Raw genomic sequence first — 17,551 nt, forward strand, 5'->3', positions numbered from 1 at the left:
GGCGCCATGAGTGTCGAACAACAGGTCACGGCCCATTACACCACCGCCACGCTGACGGCGCGTATCACCGAGGGTCTCGCCGCGCTGGGCTGCGATACCGCCCACCCGCGCGCCGAGGACCTCAAGCCGGTCGACGAGTTCCACACCGGCGGCATCGAGGCGACGGAGGCGCTGCTCGACCAGCTCGACATCTCCCCCGCCACGCGGGTGCTCGACGTGGGCTCCGGCCTCGGCGGCACGGCGCGGCATGTCGCCCGGCGCTACGGCGCGAAGGTGATGGGGGTGGACCTCACCCCGGCCTATGTGGAGGCGGCGCGCGAGCTCAGCACCATGGCGGGGCTGAGCGGGGCCACCCGCTTCCGCGAGGGCTCGGCCACCGCCCTGCCGGTGGAGCCGGAGAGCTTCGATCTCGCGCTCATGTTCCATGTCGGCATGAACCTGCCCGACAAGGCGGCGCTCTTCGCCGAGGTGGGCCGGGCGCTGGCCCCGGGCGGGACATTCGCGCTCTTCGACGTGATGCGCGCGGGCGAGGGGGCGCTGAGCTTCCCCTTGCCCTGGTCGACCTCGGAAGCGACCTCCTTCGTCGAGGCGCCGGCGGTCTACCACGCGGCGGCGGAGGCGGCGGGGTTCGAGCGCGTCGCCGAGCGCGACCGCAAGGATTTCGCCCTGCATTATTTCGAGCGCGTGCTTGCCACCATCGCCGAGAAGGGGCTGCCGCCGCTCGGCATCCACCTGCTGATGGGCGAGACGGCGCGGCAGAAGATGCAGAACTACGTGGCCTGCGTGCGCGCCGGCCTGATCGCCCCGCGGGAGATGATCTTCCGCAAGCGCGCCTGAGAGGGGAGACCACCAAGATGGCAGACATCCGCGGCAATTTCCTTGGCATCAAGTCGCCGAACCCGTTCTGGCTGGCCTCCGCGCCGCCGACGGACAAGGAATACAACGTCCGCCGCGCCTTCGAGGCCGGCTGGGGCGGGGTGGTCTGGAAGACCCTCGGGCTCGACCCCCACGTGGTGAACGTGAACGGCCCGCGCTATGGCGCGGTCTGGGGCGCGGACCGGCGGCTGCTGGGGCTCAACAACATCGAGCTGATCACCGACCGCCCGCTGGAGGTGAACCTGCGCGAGATCACGTCGGTGAAGCGCGACTACCCGGACCGCGCGGTGATCGTCTCGCTCATGGTGCCCTGCGACGAGGAGAGCTGGAAGGGCATCATCCCGCTGGTGGAGGCCACGGGGGCGGACGGGATCGAGCTCAACTTCGGCTGCCCGCACGGCATGTCGGAGCGCGGCATGGGCTCGGCCGTGGGGCAGGTGCCGGAGTACATCGAGATGGTGGCGCGCTGGTGCAAGCAGGCGACGCGCATGCCGGTGATCGTGAAGCTCACCCCCAACATCACCGACATCCGCTACCCCGCCCGCGCGGCGAAGGCCGGCGGCGCCGACGCGGTGAGCCTGATCAACACCGTCTCCTCGATCACCTCGGTGAACCTCGACACGTTCAGCCCCGAGCCCTCCATCGACGGCAAGGGCAGCCACGGCGGCTACTGCGGCCCGGCGGTGAAGCCGATCGCGCTCAACATGGTGGCCGAGATCGCGCGCGATGCGGAAACCCGCGGCCTGCCGATCTCCGGCATCGGCGGGGTGACCACCTGGCGCGACGCGGCCGAGTTCATCGCGCTGGGCTGCGGCAACGTGCAGGTCTGCACCGCGGCGATGACCTACGGCTTCAGGGTGGTGCAGGAGATGATCGCCGGGCTCGAGGCCTGGATGGACGAGAAGGGCCATGCCTGCCTCGACGACATCATCGGCCGCGCGGTGCCCAACGTGACCGACTGGCAGTACCTCAACCTCAACTACGTGGCCAAGGCGAAGATCGACCAGGACCTGTGCATCTCCTGCGGTCGCTGCTTCGCCGCCTGCGAGGACACCTCGCACCAGGCGATCGCGATGAAGGAGGGCCGGGTGTTCGAGGTAAAGGACGACGAGTGCGTGGCCTGCAACCTCTGCGTCAACGTCTGCCCGGTGGAGGGCTGCATCGAGATGGTGCCCATGCAGGCCGGCGAGACCGACCCGCGCACCGGCCGCATCGTGGAAGACACCTACGCGAACTGGACGATGCACCCCAACAACCCCGGCCGCGTCGCCGCCGAGTAGCGCCCCGCCCCGGCGGGGCGAACGCCCCTCTCGCCGAGGGGGGGCAGGCCCCCCGCAGCTCGAGGGGCGTGGCGAAGCCCTCTCCGGGGCTCCGCCGCTCCCGGCCCGTGCCGGCGGCATTCATGGCTCTTCCCGGCGGTCAGCTGCCCGTATCCCGGCGCCGGACAGCCCGGCGCCCCACCCGACGCCTCCCGGCGGAGGATCGCAGATCCTGCGCCACGCCCGTCGAGCTGCGGGGGCGCGAGCCCCCTCGGCGAGAGGGGCGTTTCCTTGCCTCATGTCCGGCCGCCGAAAAAGGCAACGCCCGCCCCGGGGAACGGGGCGGGCGGCAGGGTCTCGGCGGCGCGGCTCAGGAGCGTTTCGGCTCGAAGCCGGGCGTGTGCTCCTCCGGGCGGGCCCGGAACAGGCTGGAGCGCCGGGGGCCGAGGCCCCCTTCGTCGGCGAGGTGCAGCGCCTGCACCCGGGCGATGTCGCCCCGATGGCTGTCGGCGATCTCGTCGAGCGGGTGGCGGCCCGCTTCCGACGGGTCCGCATGCACCCATTGCGCCGCTGCGGCGGTCTTCGGATGGGTCATGATGTTTCCTCCGGTTTCTTCTTGTACACGGAGTCTGGGGTCTCCGGGGCCCTGAGTCAAACCCCCCGGGCGTTCACGACCCGAGGAGCACGTTCGGCCCTTCCGCCCCCGGCAGCGCCTCGGCCACCGTGTCATCCTTCAGTGCCACGCCCGACAGCCCGCGCGTGAGCGCCTGGCCCAGCAGGTACTGCGCCCGGTAGGCGGCCTCGGCATGGCTCAGCCCGCCGGGGCGGATGTTGGAGATGCAGTTGCGCTCGGCGTCGGTGCGCCCCGGCCGCGGGCCGAAGGTGAGGTAGAGGCCGAGACTGTCGGCGGCGGAGAGGCCCGGCCGCTCGCCGATCAGCATCACCACCGCGCGCGCGCCGAGAAGCGCGCCGATCTCGTCGCCGAGCGCGACCCGCGCCTGGGTGGCGATCACCGGCGGGGCAAGCCGCACTCCCTCCAGCCGCGGCAGGAAGGCGGCGAGGAAGGGCGCGGTATTCTCCGCCACCGCGAGCGCCGAGAGCCCGTCCCCCACCACCACCGCCACATCGGCTCCGCCCCCGGCCCCCTCCAGCGCGCTGCGCGAGGCGGTGGAGAGGCGGCGGCCGAGGTCCGGGCGCTGCAGGTAGGTGGCGCGGTCCTCCGCCCGGCTGGTGACGGTGAGGGGCGGCCCGAGCAGCGGCGTGAGCGCCTCCGCGAGCGCCTCCGTGTCGAGCGGCGAATGCACCGCGGTGCGGGCGCGGGCATGGGCGAGCTGGAAGGCAAGCGCCCGGCCGGTGGGCAGCGAGACGCCGGTGCGCCCGAGGCCGATGCGCGCGGGCGTGTAGCGGCGCAGGCTCTCCCAGAGGTCGTGCGCGTCGCTCATGCCTGCGCCCCCGCGAGGCGCAGCGCGCCTGCCATCCGGCCGCGCGTGGCATCGCCCAGGGCGAAGCGGCCGTCCGCCGCCATGATGCCGGAGGTCTCGAGCCAGGCCTCGAACTCCGGCGCCGGGCGCAGGCCCAGCACGCGGCGGGCGTAGAGCGCGTCGTGGAAGGAGGTGGTCTGGTAGTTCAGCATCACGTCGTCCGAGCCGGGAATGCCCATGATGTAGGTCACGCCCGCGGCGCCGAGCATGGTGAGCAGCACGTCCATGTCGTTCTGGTCGGCCTCTGCGTGGTTGGTGTAGCACACGTCGCAGCCCATCGGCACGCCGAGCAGCTTGCCGCAGAAATGGTCCTCCAGCCCGGCGCGGATGATCTGGCGCCCGTCGTAGAGATATTCCGGCCCGATGAAGCCCACCACGGTGTTCACCAGCAGCGGGCGGAAGCGGCGCGCCACGGCATAGGCCCGGGCCTCCAGCGTCTGCTGGTCAACGCCGTGATGCGCGTCGGCCGACAGGCAGGAGCCCTGTCCGGTCTCGAAATACATCACGTTGTCGCCCAGCGTGCCGCGCCCGAGCGAGAGGGCCGCCTCCTGCGCCTCGGCCAGCGTTGCGAGGGAGAAGCCGAAGGAGGTGTTCGCGGCCTGCGTGCCGGCGATGGACTGGAACACCAGGTCCACCGGCGCGCCCGCCTCGATCGCCGCGATGGAGGTGGTGACATGCGAGAGCACGCAGGACTGGGTGGGGATGTCGTAGCGCCGGATGATCTCGTCGAGCATCTGCAGCAGGGCGGTGACGGCGGCGGTGTTGTCGGAGGCGGGGTTGATGCCGATCACCGCGTCGCCGGAGGCATACATCAGCCCGTCGAGGATGGCCGCCGCCACGCCGGCCGGGCTGTCGGTGGGGTGGTTGGGCTGGATGCGGGTGGAGAGCCGGCCGCGGAGCCCGATCGTGTCGCGAAACCGCGTCACCACCTCGCATTTGCGGGCGATGAGCACGAGGTCCTGCACCCGGCAGATCTTCGAGACGGCCGCCACCATCTCGGGCGTGAGCCCGGGCGCGAGGGCGGTGAGGGTGGCGGTGTCGGTGCTGTCGGAGAGCAGCCAGTCGCGGAAACCGCCCACGGTGAGATGGGCCACGGGGGCGAAGGCGGCGGCATCGTGGCTGTCGAGGATCAGCCGGGTCACCTCGTCGGCCTCGTAGGGCACCACGGCCTCGGAGAGGAAGGTGGCAAGCGGCAGGTCGGCGAGGGCGAGCTGGGCCGCGGCGCGCTCCTCGTCGGTGCCGGCGGCGAGCCCGGCCAGCACGTCGCCCGAGCGCAGCGGCGTGGCGCGCGCCATCAGCATCGCGAGATCGTCGAAGACATGGCTCTGTCCGGCGACGGTGTGTCTGTAGCTGGGCACGGGCGGGCAACTCCTTCGCGGCGCCGGCGGGCCGGCTGCGGTCCTTGCCACGGAGGGTAAGGCGGGCGTTCCCGCTCTACAAGCGCGGATGCGGCAGTGCAGCGAGGCGGGGACACGCACCCGCCGCACGAGAGCGGAACGCCCCGGAGCGCGGGCCGGGGCGCCGCCGGGGGGACCGGCAAGGCTGCGGCACACGCCCGCGACCCGACACCGGCGCGGGCCCGGCCGGTGGGGCGCGGCGCGCCTGCGCCCTCAGTGCCGGGGCAGGGACGGGCCGGGGGCGCCCGGCGGGGGGAGGCTGGCGAGAATGCGGCTGATCTTGCCAAGGTAGGCCATGTCCCGGTCCTTCGAGAGCACGGCGCAGGCGCCGAGCTCGATGGCTGCGTCCTCCTGCTGGGGCAGGTGCACGCCGCTGAGGAACACGAGGGCGAGCGAGGCATCGGCGGCGCGCAGGGCGCAGGCGAGTTCGGGGGCCTCGATGTCGGGCAGGTGCCAGTCGATGATCACCAGTCGGTGGCGGCTGGTGTCGAGCAGGGTCACGGCCTCCATCCCGCCGCAGGCGGTGTCGATCCACTCGCCCTCGCGGCGCAGGTGGCGGGCGAGGATCTCGGCATCGAAGGCGTCGTCGTCAACATACAGGACCCTGTGTTCGGGCATAGGCGGCTCCGCTCTCATCCACGATCTCGCTCGGGGAGACTGTAGATCGCGGAAAATTGAGAAGCGGTTACCCGCGGGGTGAACCGGGAACATTCCGGGCACGGTTTCGGGGGGCGGCGCGCGGCCGCCCCCGGGGGAGACGGGGTCAGAAGCGGTAGCCCAGGCCCACGCCCACGATCAGCGGGTTGATGTCCACGTGGCCCTTCAGCTCGCCATGGTTGATCGACCAGTCGGTGTCGAGCAGGATGTACTTCACGTCGGCGTTCAGGTAGAGCCCCTCGCCGATCTCGATGTCCACGCCGGCCTGCAGCGCCCAGCCGAAGGCGTCGTCGTACTCGATGTGGCGGAACTGCCCGGCATCCTCGTTGTAGAAGATCGTGTAGTTCACGCCGGCGCCGAGGTAGGGCTTGACCTTCGAAAGGCTCTCCACGCCCGTCCATTCGCCGAGCTGGGTGAAATGGTACTGCGCGGTGAGCGTGGGCGGCAGCAGCCAGACCGAACCGATATCCGCCCCCGCGATGGCGCCGCGCCCGGTCACGCTGTGTGGCGTGGTGCCGAGGATGAGCTCGGCGGCGAGGTTGGGGGTGAAGTAATAGGTGAAATCGATTTCGGGCACGAAGCTCGAGGAGATCGAGGCCGCGCCCCCGGGCACGCCGTTCACGCTCAGCTCGTCGTCGGGAATCACCGCGATGCCGCGCAGGCGCACCTGCCACTTGCCGTCCGAGTTCGCGGCATACCACGGCTCTTCGGCCTGCGCGCCGCCGGGCACGAGCGCTGCCGCGAAGCCAAGCGCCATCGCGCCGCAAATCGCGGCTTGGAAAGGTCTCCGGACCATCCGTCTTCTCCAGATGTGGTGTTGTTCTTCGGCGCACCGGGCGGTGCACGCAACCGGCCTATGCCCCCGGACGGGGGGGTGCCTTGATCCAGATCATGCGGGATGGAGAGAAGCGGAACGGGATGTCCCCCGGCCGCTGCCGGCCGGGGGAAGGGGGCCAGGGCCCCGGATCAGAAGATGAAATCGGCCGCGCCGAGGTCGCTCCGGTTGAAGTTTTCCAGGATCACGCTGTCGTCGCCGTCGAAGAGCACCAGCACGTTGCCGCCGATCTGGACCGAGGTGATGGCGCCGAAGCCGCCCACCGAGGCATGGCCGGAGAGGTCGATGCGGTCGGCCCCGTCGGTGAAATCGGTGATGGTGTCGGCGCCGTCGCCGTTCACGAACACGAAGACATCGTTGCCGTTGCCCCCGGTCATCGTGTCGGCGCCCGTGTTGCCGGTGATGGTGTCGGTGCCGCCCTCGCCGTCGATCACGTCGTTTCCGGCGCCGCCGAAGATGCTGTCGCTGCCGCCGCCTGCGGAGATCACGTCGTTGTCGGCGCCGCCGTAGAGCTGGTCACGGCCGCCGCGGGCGCGGATCTCGTCGGCGCCGTTGCCGCCGTAGGCGCTGTTGTGGCCGCCGCCGGTGGCCAGCACGTCGGCGCCGTCGCCGCCATACATCTCGTCGTTGCCGCGCCGGCCCTGCAGGTTGTCGTTGCCCGCGCCGCCGAACATGGTGTCGTCGCCGCCCATGCCGTCGAGCCGGTTGTCGGTGCTGTCGCCGGTGAGGTGGTCGCCCACGCCCGAGCCGATCACGTTCTCGATGCTCAGCAGCACGTCGCCGCGGGCATGGCCGCCGGTGGCCTCGCCGGTGGCCAGGTTGATGCGCACCGCGCCGGAGCCGGTGTAGTCGGCGGTGTCGAGCCCGTTGCCGCCCACCAGCACGTCGGCATCGGCGCCGCCGCGCAGCAGGTCGCGGCCCTCGCCGCCGGCAAGCACGTCGGCGCCCGCGCCGCCGAAGAGCTCGTCCTGCCCGTCCTGCCCGGCCAGCACGTCGTCGCCCGAGAGGCCCACCAGCCGGTCGGAATTCGCCGTGCCCTCGATCACGTTGCTGGCGCCGCCGACCTCGAACACGCTCAGCCCGTCGTCGTTGTAACCGGTGGCGAGCAGGAACACCTTGTCGCCGATGGTGGTGAACGCGACGTTGCGCACCCCGTCCAGGGCGAGGGCGTTGTTGTCGGACTGCTGGTCGACCTTCACCAGCGAGCCGTCGTCCTGGATGGAGTAGATCATCACCCGGTCGTAGTATTCGGAGGAGACCGCGAGGAACTTCGCGCCGTCGATCTCCACCACGGTGCTGCTGGTGTCGCTGTAGATCTCGGAGCTGCCGAAGTCCTGGTTGTGCACGCTGGTGAGGGTGCCGTTCCAGTTCAGCCGGAAGGTGGAGATGCCGTAATCCGCGCCGCTCACCGCGTAGATGTAGGTGTTGGTGCCGATCTCGACGGTGGCGAGGCTCTCGACCCCGTTGAGCTCCAGCAGGGCATCGTCCTGCACGTCGAACACGCTGGTGAGCGTGCCGTTGCTGGCGACACGGTACACGCTCAGCCCGTCATCGGTGTTGCCCGCGGCGACGAGGTAGGTGTTGGCGCCCTTGGCGATGGCGATCAGGTCGACCACGCCGTCGAGCTCGCGCGCGGCATCGTCGGAATCGGCGACGATATCGACCTCCACGAGGGTGCCGGCGCCGCTGTTGAGCCGGTAGACGGTGATGCTGTCGGAATTGCTGTCGGCGGTGAAGATGTAGGCCGTGCCGTTCACCACCGCGGTGGTGAGCGATTCCATGTAGCGCAGGGAGCCGTCGCTGTTGCTGGTGTGGCTGTCGGCGAAGGTGAGGGCGCCGGTGTTGGCGTTCACGTTCATCAGCGCCACGCCGCCGTAGGACGAGGACACGACGAAGGCCTTGCCGCCGATCTCGATGGTCTCGAGCTCGTAGATGTAGCGCAGCTCGGTGGAGGCGGCATCGGTGATGCTGCCCGAGGGCGTGAGCGTGCCGTCGCCCGAGAGGGTGAAGATCTGGATGCCGGCGTCCGAGTAGCCGGCGGCATAGACATAGGTGACGCCCTTGAGCGTGAGCGTGGCAAGGCCGGTGGTGCGGTAAAGCTCGGTCACGCCGCCGAAGCCGTCGAATGCGGTATCGGTGGGAGAGAAGAACTCGGCAAAATTGGTCATTCACGAAACTCCTGGGTGGGAAGCGAGGCGGCCCGGGCCGGGCCAGGAAAGACAGGGACGCGCTGCGCAAGTAACGCGCAGCAACTCAGGGTGGGCATTCCGCGGAATGCCACAATCGGAAAGTGGAACCTATGTGGGTATTGGTTACATTCGGGGTGGCTTCATGAAAATGAACACTTGTTGAAATGCTTTGAGAAATAATTCAGGGGAATCGACATTTTGTTGCGTGGTGAATACTGGCAGATGCTTTCATGCGCAGCAACCTTCTCTGCGCGAAGAATGTGCAGATCCGCACAGTGCATCGGGCGCCCGGCCGGGCCGCACCGCGGTGTTTTCGCTTGATCCGCGCGCCCCCCGGGGCTTTAAGCGGGCCGAGGAGCATTTCGAAACGGCGAAAGGACCACCGGCCCGATGAGCATGCTGCGCACTCTCCCCGATGCCTTCATTCCCGAGCTGCCCGGCCGCTACAACGGCAAGGTGCGCGAGAACTACGACCTGCCTGACGGCCGCCGCATCATCATCGCCACGGACCGCATCTCCGCCTTCGACCGGGTGCTCGCCGCCATTCCCTTCAAGGGCCAGGTCCTCACCCAGACCGCGCGCTACTGGTTCGAGCAGACCGCCGACATCTGCCCCAACCACGTGCTCGAATACCCCGACCCGAACGTGGTGGTGGGCACGCGGCTCGACATCCTGCCGGTGGAGATCGTGGTGCGCGGCTACCTCGCCGGCACCACCTCCACCTCGATCCTCACCAAGTACCGCGCCGGCGAGCGGAGCATGTACGGCATGCGCCTGCCCGACGGGCTGCGCGACAACGAGCGCCTGCCGCAGCCGGTGATCACCCCCACCTCCAAGGCCTTCGACGGCGGGCATGACGAGCCGCTCTCGGCCGCCGACATCCTCGAGCAGGGGCTGCTCACGGCCGACCAGTGGGAGCGCGTCTCGGCCCATGCGCTGGCGCTCTTCGCCCGCGGCCAGGCCCGGGCGGCGGAGCGCGGGCTGATCCTCGCGGACACGAAATACGAGTTCGGCACCGATGCCGCGGGCAACATCATCCTCGCCGACGAGATCCACACCCCCGACAGCAGCCGCTACTGGATCGCGTCCTCCTACGAGGAGGCCTTCGAGAAGGGCAGCCGCCCGGCGAGCTTCGACAAGGACGTGGTCCGCGCCTGGGTGACCGCCCGCTGCGACCCCTACCGCGACACGGTGCCCGAGATCCCGCTCGACGTGATCGAGCACACCTCGCGCGTCTACATCGACGCCTACGAGGCGATCACCGGCGAGGCCTTCGTGCCCGACCTCACCGGCGAGACCGTGCTCGCGCGCATCCGCGCCAACCTCGCCCCCTATTTCACCTGACGACCGTCCCCCCCCACGGGAGGGAAGCGCCGCGCCCGCCGCCCGGGCGCCTGCCTCGGGCCCCGGCGCGGAGCCATTGCTCGCCGGGTCGCGCGCGAGCGCTGGCGGGCCGGGTGGCACGCATGTCTCGGGGCAGCGTCCGGCCCGGATCGGGCCAGTGCGGGAAATCCTTCCCCGGCGCGCGGCAGCACTGCGCACGCCGCCGCGTGATGCCGGGGGCCGTTGCAAGCCCGCAGCCGCCCGGGCATGGTGAGCCACGGCCCCGCGCGAATGCGATCCGGCCAGGCCGGGGGCCGATGGTCCGGGTCCGGGTGTCGGAGAAGATGTCGCCCGGCGGGGCGGGATGAAGCTGCCGGAAGCCGGGATCACGGCATCGGCGGCCGGTGCGATGCGGCGAGGGGACCGGCGGTGCAGGACGACATGCTCACACGGCGCCGGTCGCGGGCCCGCGATGACTGACGGAGCGGAGTCCGCGCCCCGGCTGCGCCTCTCGCCGGTGGTGCCGGTGATGGCGGGCGGCATCTGCGCGCAGATGCTCTGCCTCGGCATGGCCCGTTTCGCCTACACGCCGCTCCTGCCGCTGATGGAGGCGCAGGCCGGGCTCTCGATCCGCGACGGCGGCATTCTCGGCGCGCTGATCTATGCCGGCTACATGACCGGGGTGCTGCTGCTCGCGGTGCTGCGGGCCCCGCGGCTGCGCTTCGCGATGTACCGGGCGGGGCTGGTGGTGGCGGTGCTCAGCACCGCGGCCACCGCGCTCACCACCGACGTGCTGGCCTGGGGCGTGCTGCGCTTCCTCGGCGGCATGAGCGGGGCGGCGGCGATGCTGCTCGCCTCGGAATTCCTGCTCGGCTGGCTGCTGCGCCACGGCAGGCGCCCCGATCTCGGCTGGCATTTCGCCGGGCTGGGCCTGGGCGTGGTGCTCAGCGGCAGCGCCGCCTTCGTGATGGCCGGCCGGCTGGCCTGGGATGCGCAGTGGCTGGTGCTGGCCGGCATCGGCCTCGTGCTGCTGCCGCCGGCCTGGGCGCTGGTGCCGCGGCCCGAGGGCGCGCCGCCGCCGCGGCCCGTTCCCGCGGCGGGCGGGGCCGCCCGGGACGGCGCGCCGCCGGGCCGGGCCTGGTTCGTCGCCTTCGGGCTGAGCTACCTTGCCGCCGCCTGGGGCTACGCGGTCTGCGCAACCTTCGCGGTCGCCATCGTCGCCGGATCGGGGGGCGGGCTGGGGCAGGGCGCGCTGGCCTGGATCGTGATCGGCGTCTCGGCCGCGCTCGGGGCTGTGGCGGGCTCGCTCGTCTCGCAGCGCGTCGGCGCCTTCGCCACGCTCGCCGGCGCCTTCGTGGCGCAGGTCGTTGCCGTGGGCCTGCTGCTGCTGCCGGCGCAGAGCGGCGCCTCGCTGCCCGCCGCCGCCCTCTTCGGCGCCACCTTCATCGCCATCGTGAGCATCTCGCTCACCCTCGTGGGCCTGCGCGTGCCCGAGAACGCCGGCCGGGTGATGGCCCGCCTCACCCTGTGCTACGGCGCGGGCCAGGTGATGGGCCCGGCGGTCACCGGCGTGCTCACCGAGGCCGCGGGCAGCTACACGCCGGCGCTTCTGGTTTCCATCGCGGTGCTGCTGGCCGGGCTCGGCTGCCTCGTCGCGACCCGGCGGCTCTGAGGGGCGTTCCGCCCGGAGCGCCGGCGGTTTTCCCAGTATGACGCATCTCACAGAACCGTGAACGGGCATCGGCTACTCCCTGTCTCACCGGACAGCGGCGGCCAGCGCGCCACCGTCCCGGTGTGAAACGAGGGCGCCCGCCGCGCGGCGTGGCCCCCGAACCCGGAGACCAGACCAATGCCTGTCAGACTGCTTATCGCGAGCGCCGCCGTCGCCGCCTGTGCGTTTCTCGCGCCGGCCCGCGCCCAGGACACCGCCGCCGAGGCCTATGCCGAGATGGAGGAACGCTTCGGCTTCGTGCCCGGCTTCATGAAGGAATATCCGCAGAGCGGCATCGTGGGGGCCTGGATCCTCACCCGCGACATGGAGATGGCCCGCGACACCGCGCTCTCGCCCAAGGTGAAGGCGCTGATCAACATCGCCGTCGCGGCGCAGATCCCCTGCCGCTACTGCGTCTACCTCGACACGCTGACCGCCCGCTCCGAGGGCGCCACCGACGAGGAGATCCGCGAGGCCGTGGCCCAGGCTGGGCTCACCCGCCACTGGAGCACGGTGCTCAACGGCATGCAGGTGGATTTCGACGCCTTCCGGGCCGAGTTCGCCGAGTGAGCGGGCCAACCGCCCGCCAGCATGCCCCCCGACATGCCCCCGGGCCGGCCACCGGCCCCGGGGCCCAGCAGGCCCGCCGGGCCCGCCCGGCAAATTGAGGCCCGCCGGGTCCGCCCGGCAGATCAAGGCCCGCCGGGTCCGCCCGGCAGATCAAGGCCCGCCGGGCCTACCCGGCAAATCAAGGCCCGCCGGCCCCGCCCGGCATTCACGGAACCAGTTCATTGACCAGTAACCACCACAGACAACCGGAACATCTCAAGGAGACCTCATCATGGACCGCAACAGGCCCAACCTCTTCACCCATGCCGTTCTCGCCCTGCTGGCGGTTGCGGCGATCCTCGCCACCGGCCAGGCCTCCGAGGGGCCCGGCTCGCGCGGGCGCAACCTGGTGGCCCCCGCCGACGCGCCGGCGCCCCGGGTCTGACGCCCGGGGCGGGAGGGCGCGCGCCGCCCTCCCGTGCCGCGAGGCTCCGCGGGGCCGGGCCGCTGCCGGGGGTTGATCGGCCGGCCGGCGCGGCGCATGGTCCGCCGGCAATCACGGTCAGCCCAGGCGGAGGAGCCATGCGCGAATACACCATCCCCGGCATCCACATCCGCGAGCACGAGATCGCCGTGCCGCTCGACTGGGCGCATCCCGATGGCGAGACGATCACGCTCTTCGCCCGCGAATGCGTCGACCCCGCCCGCCGCACGGAGGACCTGCCGCTGCTGGCCTACCTGCAGGGCGGGCCGGGCGGCAAGGCGCCCCGGCCGGAGGGCGGCAGCCCGGGCTGGCTCGCCCGCGCGCTGCAGAGCCGCCGGGTGGTGCTGATCGACCAGCGCGGCACCGGGCGCTCCTCGCCGGTGGAGGGGCGCGACATGGCGCGCTTCGCGACCGGCGCCGAGGGGGCCGATTTCCTCGCCCGTTTCCGCGCCGACAGCATCGTGCGCGACTGCGAGGCGCTGCGAAAGCAGGTCTACGGCGGGCGCAAGTGGGAGACGCTGGGCCAGAGCTACGGCGGTTTCCTCACGCTGAGCTACCTCTCGATGGCGCCGGAGGGGCTCGCCGCCTGCTATGTCACCGGCGGGCTCTCCGGGCTGCATGCCTCGGCGGTGGACGTCTACCGCCACACCTTCCCCCGCGTGGCGGGCAAGATGCGCCGCTACCACGCCCGCCATCCCGGCGATGCCGCGCGCCTGGCCGGGATCGCCGACCTGCTGGAGGCGCAGGACGTGCGCCTGCCCGACGGCGACAGGCTCACCGTGCGCCGGCTGCAGACGCTCGGCATCGAGCTGGGCCGCCAGCCGGGCTTCGAGACCCTGCACTGGCTCATCGACGAGGCCATGGGCCCGCACGGGCTGCGCCCGGCCTTCCTCGCCGAGGTGATGCAGCGCACCGCCTTCCACGCGAACCCGCTCTATGCCGTGCTGCAGGAGTGCATCTACGCCCAGGGCGGCGCGACGACGGACTGGGCCGCCGAGCGGGTGCGTGCCGAGATGCCGGCCTTCGCGCCCACGGCACGGCCGCTGCTGCTCACCGGCGAGATGATGTTTCCCTGGATGTTCGAGGAGATCGCCGGGCTGCGCCCCTTCCGCGCCGCGGCCGAGGCGCTGCACGCCCGCTCCTTCGATGCGCCGCTCTACGCCCCGGCGCGGCTGGCGATCAACGAGGTGCCGGTGGCCGCGGCGGTGTATTTCGAGGACATGTACGTCGATACCGCGCTCTCCCTCGCCACCGCGGGGCAGGTGGGCAACCTGCGCACCTGGGTGACGAGCGAACACGAGCACGACGGGCTGCGCCGCAGCCCCGACATCCTCTCGCGCCTCATGGACATGGTGCACCGCCACGCCGACTGAACCCGGCCGGGCGCTGCCTCCCCGACGGCCCGCACAGCGCGGGGCGGGGGACGCCCGCCGTGCCGAGGGGGCTTTCGCCCCCGCAGCCCGGCGGGCGTGGCGAAGGCCTCTCCGGGCCTCCGCTGGCACGGGCGGAGCCGGGAGCGCGGGCGCCCGGCGGCGCGTGCCGGCCGCCGGAGGCCGTGGCCCGTGCCCATCGCGTGCCCGACGCCCGCCGGACGACGGGGACACCGGCGCGCGGTCACATCACCGGTCGCCCGGGCGGTCAGTCGCGCAGGTGGTCGGTGGGCAGGGCCGTGGTGTATTTCACCTGCGAGAGGGCGAAGCTGGAACGGATGTTGGCCACGCCGGGGATCTGGGTGAGGCAGTCCTGCAGCAGGGCCTGGTACTCGATGAGGTCGCGGATCACCACGCGCAGCATGAAATCGGCCTCGCCGCTCATCAGGTAGCATTCCATCACCTCCGGCCGGCGCTCGACCGCGCGGGTGAAGACCTCGAGCGTCGCCTTGTCCTGCTGGCGCAGCGAGACGTGCACGAAGACGTTGACCGCAAGGCCCAGCTTCAGCGGGTCGACCAGCGCCACCGAGCCGCGGATGATGCCGCGCGCCTTCATCTCCGCCACCCGCCGCCAGCAGGGCGAGGCGGAGAGGCCCACCCGCTCCGCGAGCTCGGCGGTGGAGATCTCGGCGTCCTGCTGCAGCACGTCGAGAATGCGCAGGCTCCAGGTGTCGAGCGCAGCGGGCTCGGCTGAAGGCATGGTGTTTCTCCTTTCTGCACATACGGGGTGAATTTCTCCCATATCGAGCGGGTTTGCAATGATATCAGGCCGGATATTCCGCCCGGGCGGGGCCATCTATCCGTGATCATCCACCCGTGAGAAAGCGCCGCTCCGATGTCCGCCCATGCTCCTGCTCCTGCCCCCGCCGCCGCGCCTGCGGCTTCCTCCGCCTCGCCCGGCTCGATGGCCTGGCTGGTGCTCATGGTGCTGCTCTGGGGGCTGAGCTGGCCGGCCACGCGCATGGCGCTCGACGTGGTGCCGCCCCTGTGGCTCGCGACGCTGCGATTCGCCTCGGCCGGGCTGTGCATCTTCGTCTTCGTGGGCTTGCGCGGCGGCTTGCGGCTGCCGGCGCGGGGCGACTGGCCGATCGTGGCCAGCGTGGGCCTGCTGCAGATGGCGGCCTTCAGCGGCATGGGCATGATCGCGATGACCCGCACCGACACCAGCCACGCGGTGCTGCTGGCCTATACCACGCCGCTCTGGGCCGTCCTGGCGGGCTGGCTGCTGCTGGGGCAGGTGCCGCGGCGGCTGCAGTTCGCCGCGCTTGGCGCGGGGCTGGCGGGGATCGCGCTGATCTGCTCGCCCGGGGAGATGGACTGGTCCGGCGACGGCGCGCTGAGCGGGGCGTTGCTGCTGCTGGCCGCGGCGATCTGCTGGTCGCTGGTGATCCTGCACGTGCGCGGGCATCGCTGGGTGGGCTCGCCGCTGGCGCTCGCGCCCTGGCAGATGCTCGTCGCAACCCTGCCGCTGGCGGGCATGGCCCGGGTGCTCGAAGGGGTGCCGCAGGAGGTGGCGCTCACCCCGCGGCTGCTGGAACTGCTGGTGTTCATCGGCCCTGTCGCCACCTCGGCCTGCTTCGTGATCTCGACCGAGCACGGCCGGCGCATCAGCACCTTCGCGATGTCGAACTTCACCCTCGGGGTGCCGCTGGTGGGGGTGCTGGCCTCGGTGCTGCTGCTGGGCAACCGGCTGTCGGGGGTGTTCGTCCTGGGGCTGGCGCTGATCGTGGGCGGCGTGGTGCTGGCGGCGGCGGCCTCGCTGGGGCGCCCGGCGCGTGTCGGCAAGCCGCGCGCCCCGGGCGGGGCGCCGGCCTGCCGGGGCACGTGCTGAGCCGCGCGGTCAGAGGCCCAGGTCGGTGAGGCCCGGGTGGTCGTCCGGCCGGCGGCCGGAGGGCCAGAGCAGCTTGCGCTCGTCCGGGCGGATCGGGTGCTCGTTGATGCTGGCGATGCGGGTGTGCATCAGGCCCTCGGCGTCGAACTCCCAGTTCTCGTTGCCATAGGCGCGGAACCACTGGCCGCTGTCATCGTGAAACTCGTAGGCGAAGCGCACGGCGATGCGGTTGCCGGTGAAGGCCCAGAGCTCCTTCACCAGGCGGTAGTCGAGCTCGCGGGTCCACTTGCGGCGCAGCAGGGCGACGATCTCGGCGCGGCCGGTGGCGAACTCGGCACGGTTGCGCCAGCGGCTGTCGGGCGTGTAGGCGAGCGACACCTTCTCCGGGTCGCGGCCGTTCCAGCCGTCCTCGGCCAGGCGGACCTTCTCGATGGCGCTCTCGCGGGTGAAGGGGGGCAGGGGCGGTCTGGACATGCTCGGGCTTCCTGTCATCGGGGCACGGCGCGGAGGGCGCCGGCGACAGGGTAGCGCGCCGCGTGCGCCGTGGCGACAGGCGGGAGCATGCGAGGCGATTCGGCCGGGTGGCTGCGCCCATGGCCCGACGGTGCCGCGCGGGCGATGCCGCGGCCTCCCGGGCGCCTCCGGGGCGGACGGCCGTGAACCGGCACAGCCCCGGGCGCGGCGTGCTCGGCCGTGGGCATCCTGCGGCAGGGCCGGCAGTGCTGCGATGTGCGGGGGATATCTGGTAGCGGAGGAGGGACTTGAACCCCCGACACGCGGATTATGATTCCGCTGCTCTAACCAACTGAGCTACTCCGCCCCGACGCCGGGGTTAATACGGTGGCGGAGGGGGAAGGTCAAGCGCCTGTTTCGCACTTATTTCACCCCGGTCGGCCGGCGGCACGACCGCTCCGCCGGCCGCTGCCGCACAGGCCTGCGCGCAGGTGTTTCCGCTGCCCGCGAAACGGGTTGGCGCTGCCCGACCGGGCCGTGTCGGGCAGGGGGCGGGCGGTGAGGGCCGGCGGCGTCGGCCTGCCGGCAGCCGCCACCGGGGCCGGAACACGGCCCGCCGATCACGCCGGGGAGAAGGCCTCCCGCCCGGGCCGGCGGGGCCTGCGCAGGACAGCCCGCGAAGCGCCGACGGGGGGCGGCGGCAGGCAGCGCCGGCGGTGGAGGGACGCGGGGGACGGACAGGCGGAGAAACGACCGGCGGAGGACGGACGGGCGGAGAAAGGACGGGCGGAGGACGGGCGGGGTGGGGGACGGACGGGGGGACGCCGACTGACCGGAACCGGGCGGCGGGGCGCGGCCTGCCCGGCCCCGGCAGAGGTCGCGCGGCCGGGCCCCGCGGCGGGCGATGACATGCCGCTTTCGCGGGGGCGGGGGGATCCGGTCGCCGCGTGGCGGGATCGCGGCGCGGGCGGTCGCGAGGGCGGGGGAAGGCGCGGGGTTCGGCGGCGCGGGACTGGCGGAGCCGCGCGAGGGCGCCGGCGTGACCGGCGGCGCAGGTGGCCCCGCGGGCGTCGCCC

Annotated in this window: 16 protein-coding genes and 1 tRNA gene; 8 read left to right on the top strand and 9 right to left on the bottom strand. The window is 72.0% G+C overall.

Features of this window, described 5'->3' with window-relative positions; genetic code table 11:
• Nucleotides 1–6: 6 nt before the first annotated feature.
• The gene (locus D3P35_RS23500; RefSeq protein ID WP_157982286.1) at nt 7–837 is read left to right on the top strand and encodes a class I SAM-dependent methyltransferase; all 831 of its coding nucleotides are present in this window, start codon (nt 7–9) and stop codon (nt 835–837) included.
• A gap of 17 nt (nt 838–854) precedes the next feature.
• On the top strand, nt 855–2,156 hold the full coding sequence (gene preA, locus D3P35_RS23505) for an NAD-dependent dihydropyrimidine dehydrogenase subunit PreA (RefSeq protein ID WP_118138372.1): 1,302 nt from the start codon (nt 855–857) through the stop codon (nt 2,154–2,156).
• 349 nt (nt 2,157–2,505) lie between these two features.
• Here the strand turns inward: preA and D3P35_RS23510 are convergent, their stop codons facing one another.
• The 6 genes from D3P35_RS23510 to D3P35_RS23535 all read right to left on the bottom strand — a co-directional run bounded on the left by D3P35_RS23510 (nt 2,506) and on the right by D3P35_RS23535 (nt 8,673).
• Nucleotides 2,506–2,730 (bottom strand): hypothetical protein, encoded by a 225-nt coding sequence (locus tag D3P35_RS23510; RefSeq protein ID WP_118138373.1) that lies wholly within the window; start codon nt 2,728–2,730, stop codon nt 2,506–2,508.
• Nucleotides 2,731–2,803: 73 nt separating this feature from the next.
• Nucleotides 2,804–3,577 carry an ethanolamine ammonia-lyase subunit EutC gene (gene eutC, locus D3P35_RS23515; protein WP_118138374.1) on the bottom strand — a complete coding sequence of 258 codons (774 nt, stop codon included), beginning with the start codon at nt 3,575–3,577 and terminating at the stop codon, nt 2,804–2,806.
• The gene (locus tag D3P35_RS23520) at nt 3,574–4,974 is read right to left on the bottom strand and encodes an ethanolamine ammonia-lyase subunit EutB (protein ID WP_118138375.1); all 1,401 of its coding nucleotides are present in this window, start codon (nt 4,972–4,974) and stop codon (nt 3,574–3,576) included. Before D3P35_RS23520 ends, eutC begins: the two co-directional genes overlap by 4 nt.
• A 252-nt stretch (nt 4,975–5,226) precedes the next feature.
• Nucleotides 5,227–5,631, bottom strand: a complete 405-nt coding sequence (locus D3P35_RS23525) for a response regulator (protein ID WP_157982287.1) — start codon at nt 5,629–5,631, stop codon at nt 5,227–5,229.
• A 145-nt stretch (nt 5,632–5,776) separates the two neighbouring features.
• Nucleotides 5,777–6,466: an OmpW family protein gene (locus D3P35_RS23530; protein ID WP_118138377.1), complete on the bottom strand. Its 690-nt coding sequence runs from the start codon at nt 6,464–6,466 to the stop codon at nt 5,777–5,779.
• Nucleotides 6,467–6,636: 170 nt separating this feature from the next.
• Nucleotides 6,637–8,673, bottom strand: coding sequence for a beta-propeller fold lactonase family protein (locus tag D3P35_RS23535; protein ID WP_118138378.1), 2,037 nt, complete (start codon nt 8,671–8,673; stop codon nt 6,637–6,639).
• 411 nt (nt 8,674–9,084) lie between these two features.
• Between D3P35_RS23535 and D3P35_RS23540 the strand changes: the two genes are divergently transcribed.
• The 5 genes from D3P35_RS23540 (at nt 9,085) to D3P35_RS23560 (ending at nt 14,134) form a co-directional block, all read left to right on the top strand.
• Complete coding sequence (locus D3P35_RS23540) at nt 9,085–10,038, top strand: phosphoribosylaminoimidazolesuccinocarboxamide synthase (protein ID WP_198670781.1); 954 nt, start codon at nt 9,085–9,087, stop codon at nt 10,036–10,038.
• A 451-nt stretch (nt 10,039–10,489) separates the two neighbouring features.
• Entirely contained in the window at nt 10,490–11,689 is a 1,200-nt protein-coding gene (locus D3P35_RS23550) for a YbfB/YjiJ family MFS transporter (RefSeq protein ID WP_157982288.1), read from the top strand.
• Nucleotides 11,690–11,866: 177 nt separating this feature from the next.
• Complete coding sequence (locus D3P35_RS23555) at nt 11,867–12,298, top strand: carboxymuconolactone decarboxylase family protein (RefSeq protein WP_118138380.1); 432 nt, start codon at nt 11,867–11,869, stop codon at nt 12,296–12,298.
• Nucleotides 12,299–12,569: 271 nt separating this feature from the next.
• Nucleotides 12,570–12,722: a hypothetical protein gene (locus D3P35_RS26370; RefSeq protein ID WP_157982289.1), complete on the top strand. Its 153-nt coding sequence runs from the start codon at nt 12,570–12,572 to the stop codon at nt 12,720–12,722.
• A 137-nt stretch (nt 12,723–12,859) separates the two neighbouring features.
• Entirely contained in the window at nt 12,860–14,134 is a 1,275-nt protein-coding gene (locus D3P35_RS23560) for an alpha/beta fold hydrolase (RefSeq protein WP_118138381.1), read from the top strand.
• Nucleotides 14,135–14,399: 265 nt separating this feature from the next.
• On the opposite strand, the gene D3P35_RS23565 is transcribed toward D3P35_RS23560, so the two are convergent.
• A complete protein-coding gene (locus tag D3P35_RS23565) occupies nt 14,400–14,891 on the bottom strand; it encodes an Lrp/AsnC family transcriptional regulator (protein WP_118138382.1) in 492 nt (163 codons plus the stop codon).
• Between the two features lie 135 nt (nt 14,892–15,026).
• Between D3P35_RS23565 and D3P35_RS23570 the strand changes: the two genes are divergently transcribed.
• A complete protein-coding gene (locus D3P35_RS23570) occupies nt 15,027–16,022 on the top strand; it encodes a DMT family transporter (RefSeq protein WP_118138383.1) in 996 nt (331 codons plus the stop codon).
• Nucleotides 16,023–16,031: 9 nt separating this feature from the next.
• Here the strand turns inward: D3P35_RS23570 and D3P35_RS23575 are convergent, their stop codons facing one another.
• Nucleotides 16,032–16,496, bottom strand: a complete 465-nt coding sequence (locus D3P35_RS23575; RefSeq protein ID WP_198670782.1) for a nuclear transport factor 2 family protein — start codon at nt 16,494–16,496, stop codon at nt 16,032–16,034.
• Between the two features lie 269 nt (nt 16,497–16,765).
• A tRNA-Met gene (locus tag D3P35_RS23580) sits at nt 16,766–16,842 on the bottom strand.
• Between the last annotated feature and the right edge of the window lie 709 nt (nt 16,843–17,551).

The sequence above is a fragment of the Oceanicella sp. SM1341 genome, assembly GCF_003448965.1.
In the GTDB taxonomy this organism is placed as follows: Bacteria; Pseudomonadota; Alphaproteobacteria; order Rhodobacterales; family Rhodobacteraceae; genus Paroceanicella.

Excerpts from the sequence above, each read along its gene's own strand:
- D3P35_RS23550 (WP_157982288.1), top strand. The coding sequence starts at position 10,490 with ATGACTGACGGAGCGGAGTCCGCGCCCCGGCTGCGCCTCTCGCCGGTG.
- D3P35_RS23560 (WP_118138381.1), top strand. The coding sequence starts at position 12,860 with ATGCGCGAATACACCATCCCCGGCATCCACATCCGCGAGCACGAGATC.
- eutC (WP_118138374.1), bottom strand. The coding sequence starts at position 3,577 with ATGAGCGACGCGCACGACCTCTGGGAGAGCCTGCGCCGCTACACGCCC.
- D3P35_RS23565 (WP_118138382.1), bottom strand. The coding sequence starts at position 14,891 with ATGCCTTCAGCCGAGCCCGCTGCGCTCGACACCTGGAGCCTGCGCATT.
- D3P35_RS23575 (WP_198670782.1), bottom strand. The coding sequence starts at position 16,496 with ATGTCCAGACCGCCCCTGCCCCCCTTCACCCGCGAGAGCGCCATCGAG.
- preA (WP_118138372.1), top strand. The coding sequence starts at position 855 with ATGGCAGACATCCGCGGCAATTTCCTTGGCATCAAGTCGCCGAACCCG.
- D3P35_RS23535 (WP_118138378.1), bottom strand. The coding sequence starts at position 8,673 with ATGACCAATTTTGCCGAGTTCTTCTCTCCCACCGATACCGCATTCGAC.
- D3P35_RS26370 (WP_157982289.1), top strand. The coding sequence starts at position 12,570 with ATGGACCGCAACAGGCCCAACCTCTTCACCCATGCCGTTCTCGCCCTG.
- D3P35_RS23530 (WP_118138377.1), bottom strand. The coding sequence starts at position 6,466 with ATGGTCCGGAGACCTTTCCAAGCCGCGATTTGCGGCGCGATGGCGCTT.
- D3P35_RS23555 (WP_118138380.1), top strand. The coding sequence starts at position 11,867 with ATGCCTGTCAGACTGCTTATCGCGAGCGCCGCCGTCGCCGCCTGTGCG.
- D3P35_RS23510 (WP_118138373.1), bottom strand. The coding sequence starts at position 2,730 with ATGACCCATCCGAAGACCGCCGCAGCGGCGCAATGGGTGCATGCGGAC.
- D3P35_RS23570 (WP_118138383.1), top strand. The coding sequence starts at position 15,027 with ATGTCCGCCCATGCTCCTGCTCCTGCCCCCGCCGCCGCGCCTGCGGCT.
- D3P35_RS23540 (WP_198670781.1), top strand. The coding sequence starts at position 9,085 with ATGAGCATGCTGCGCACTCTCCCCGATGCCTTCATTCCCGAGCTGCCC.
- D3P35_RS23525 (WP_157982287.1), bottom strand. The coding sequence starts at position 5,631 with ATGCCCGAACACAGGGTCCTGTATGTTGACGACGACGCCTTCGATGCC.
- D3P35_RS23500 (WP_157982286.1), top strand. The coding sequence starts at position 7 with ATGAGTGTCGAACAACAGGTCACGGCCCATTACACCACCGCCACGCTG.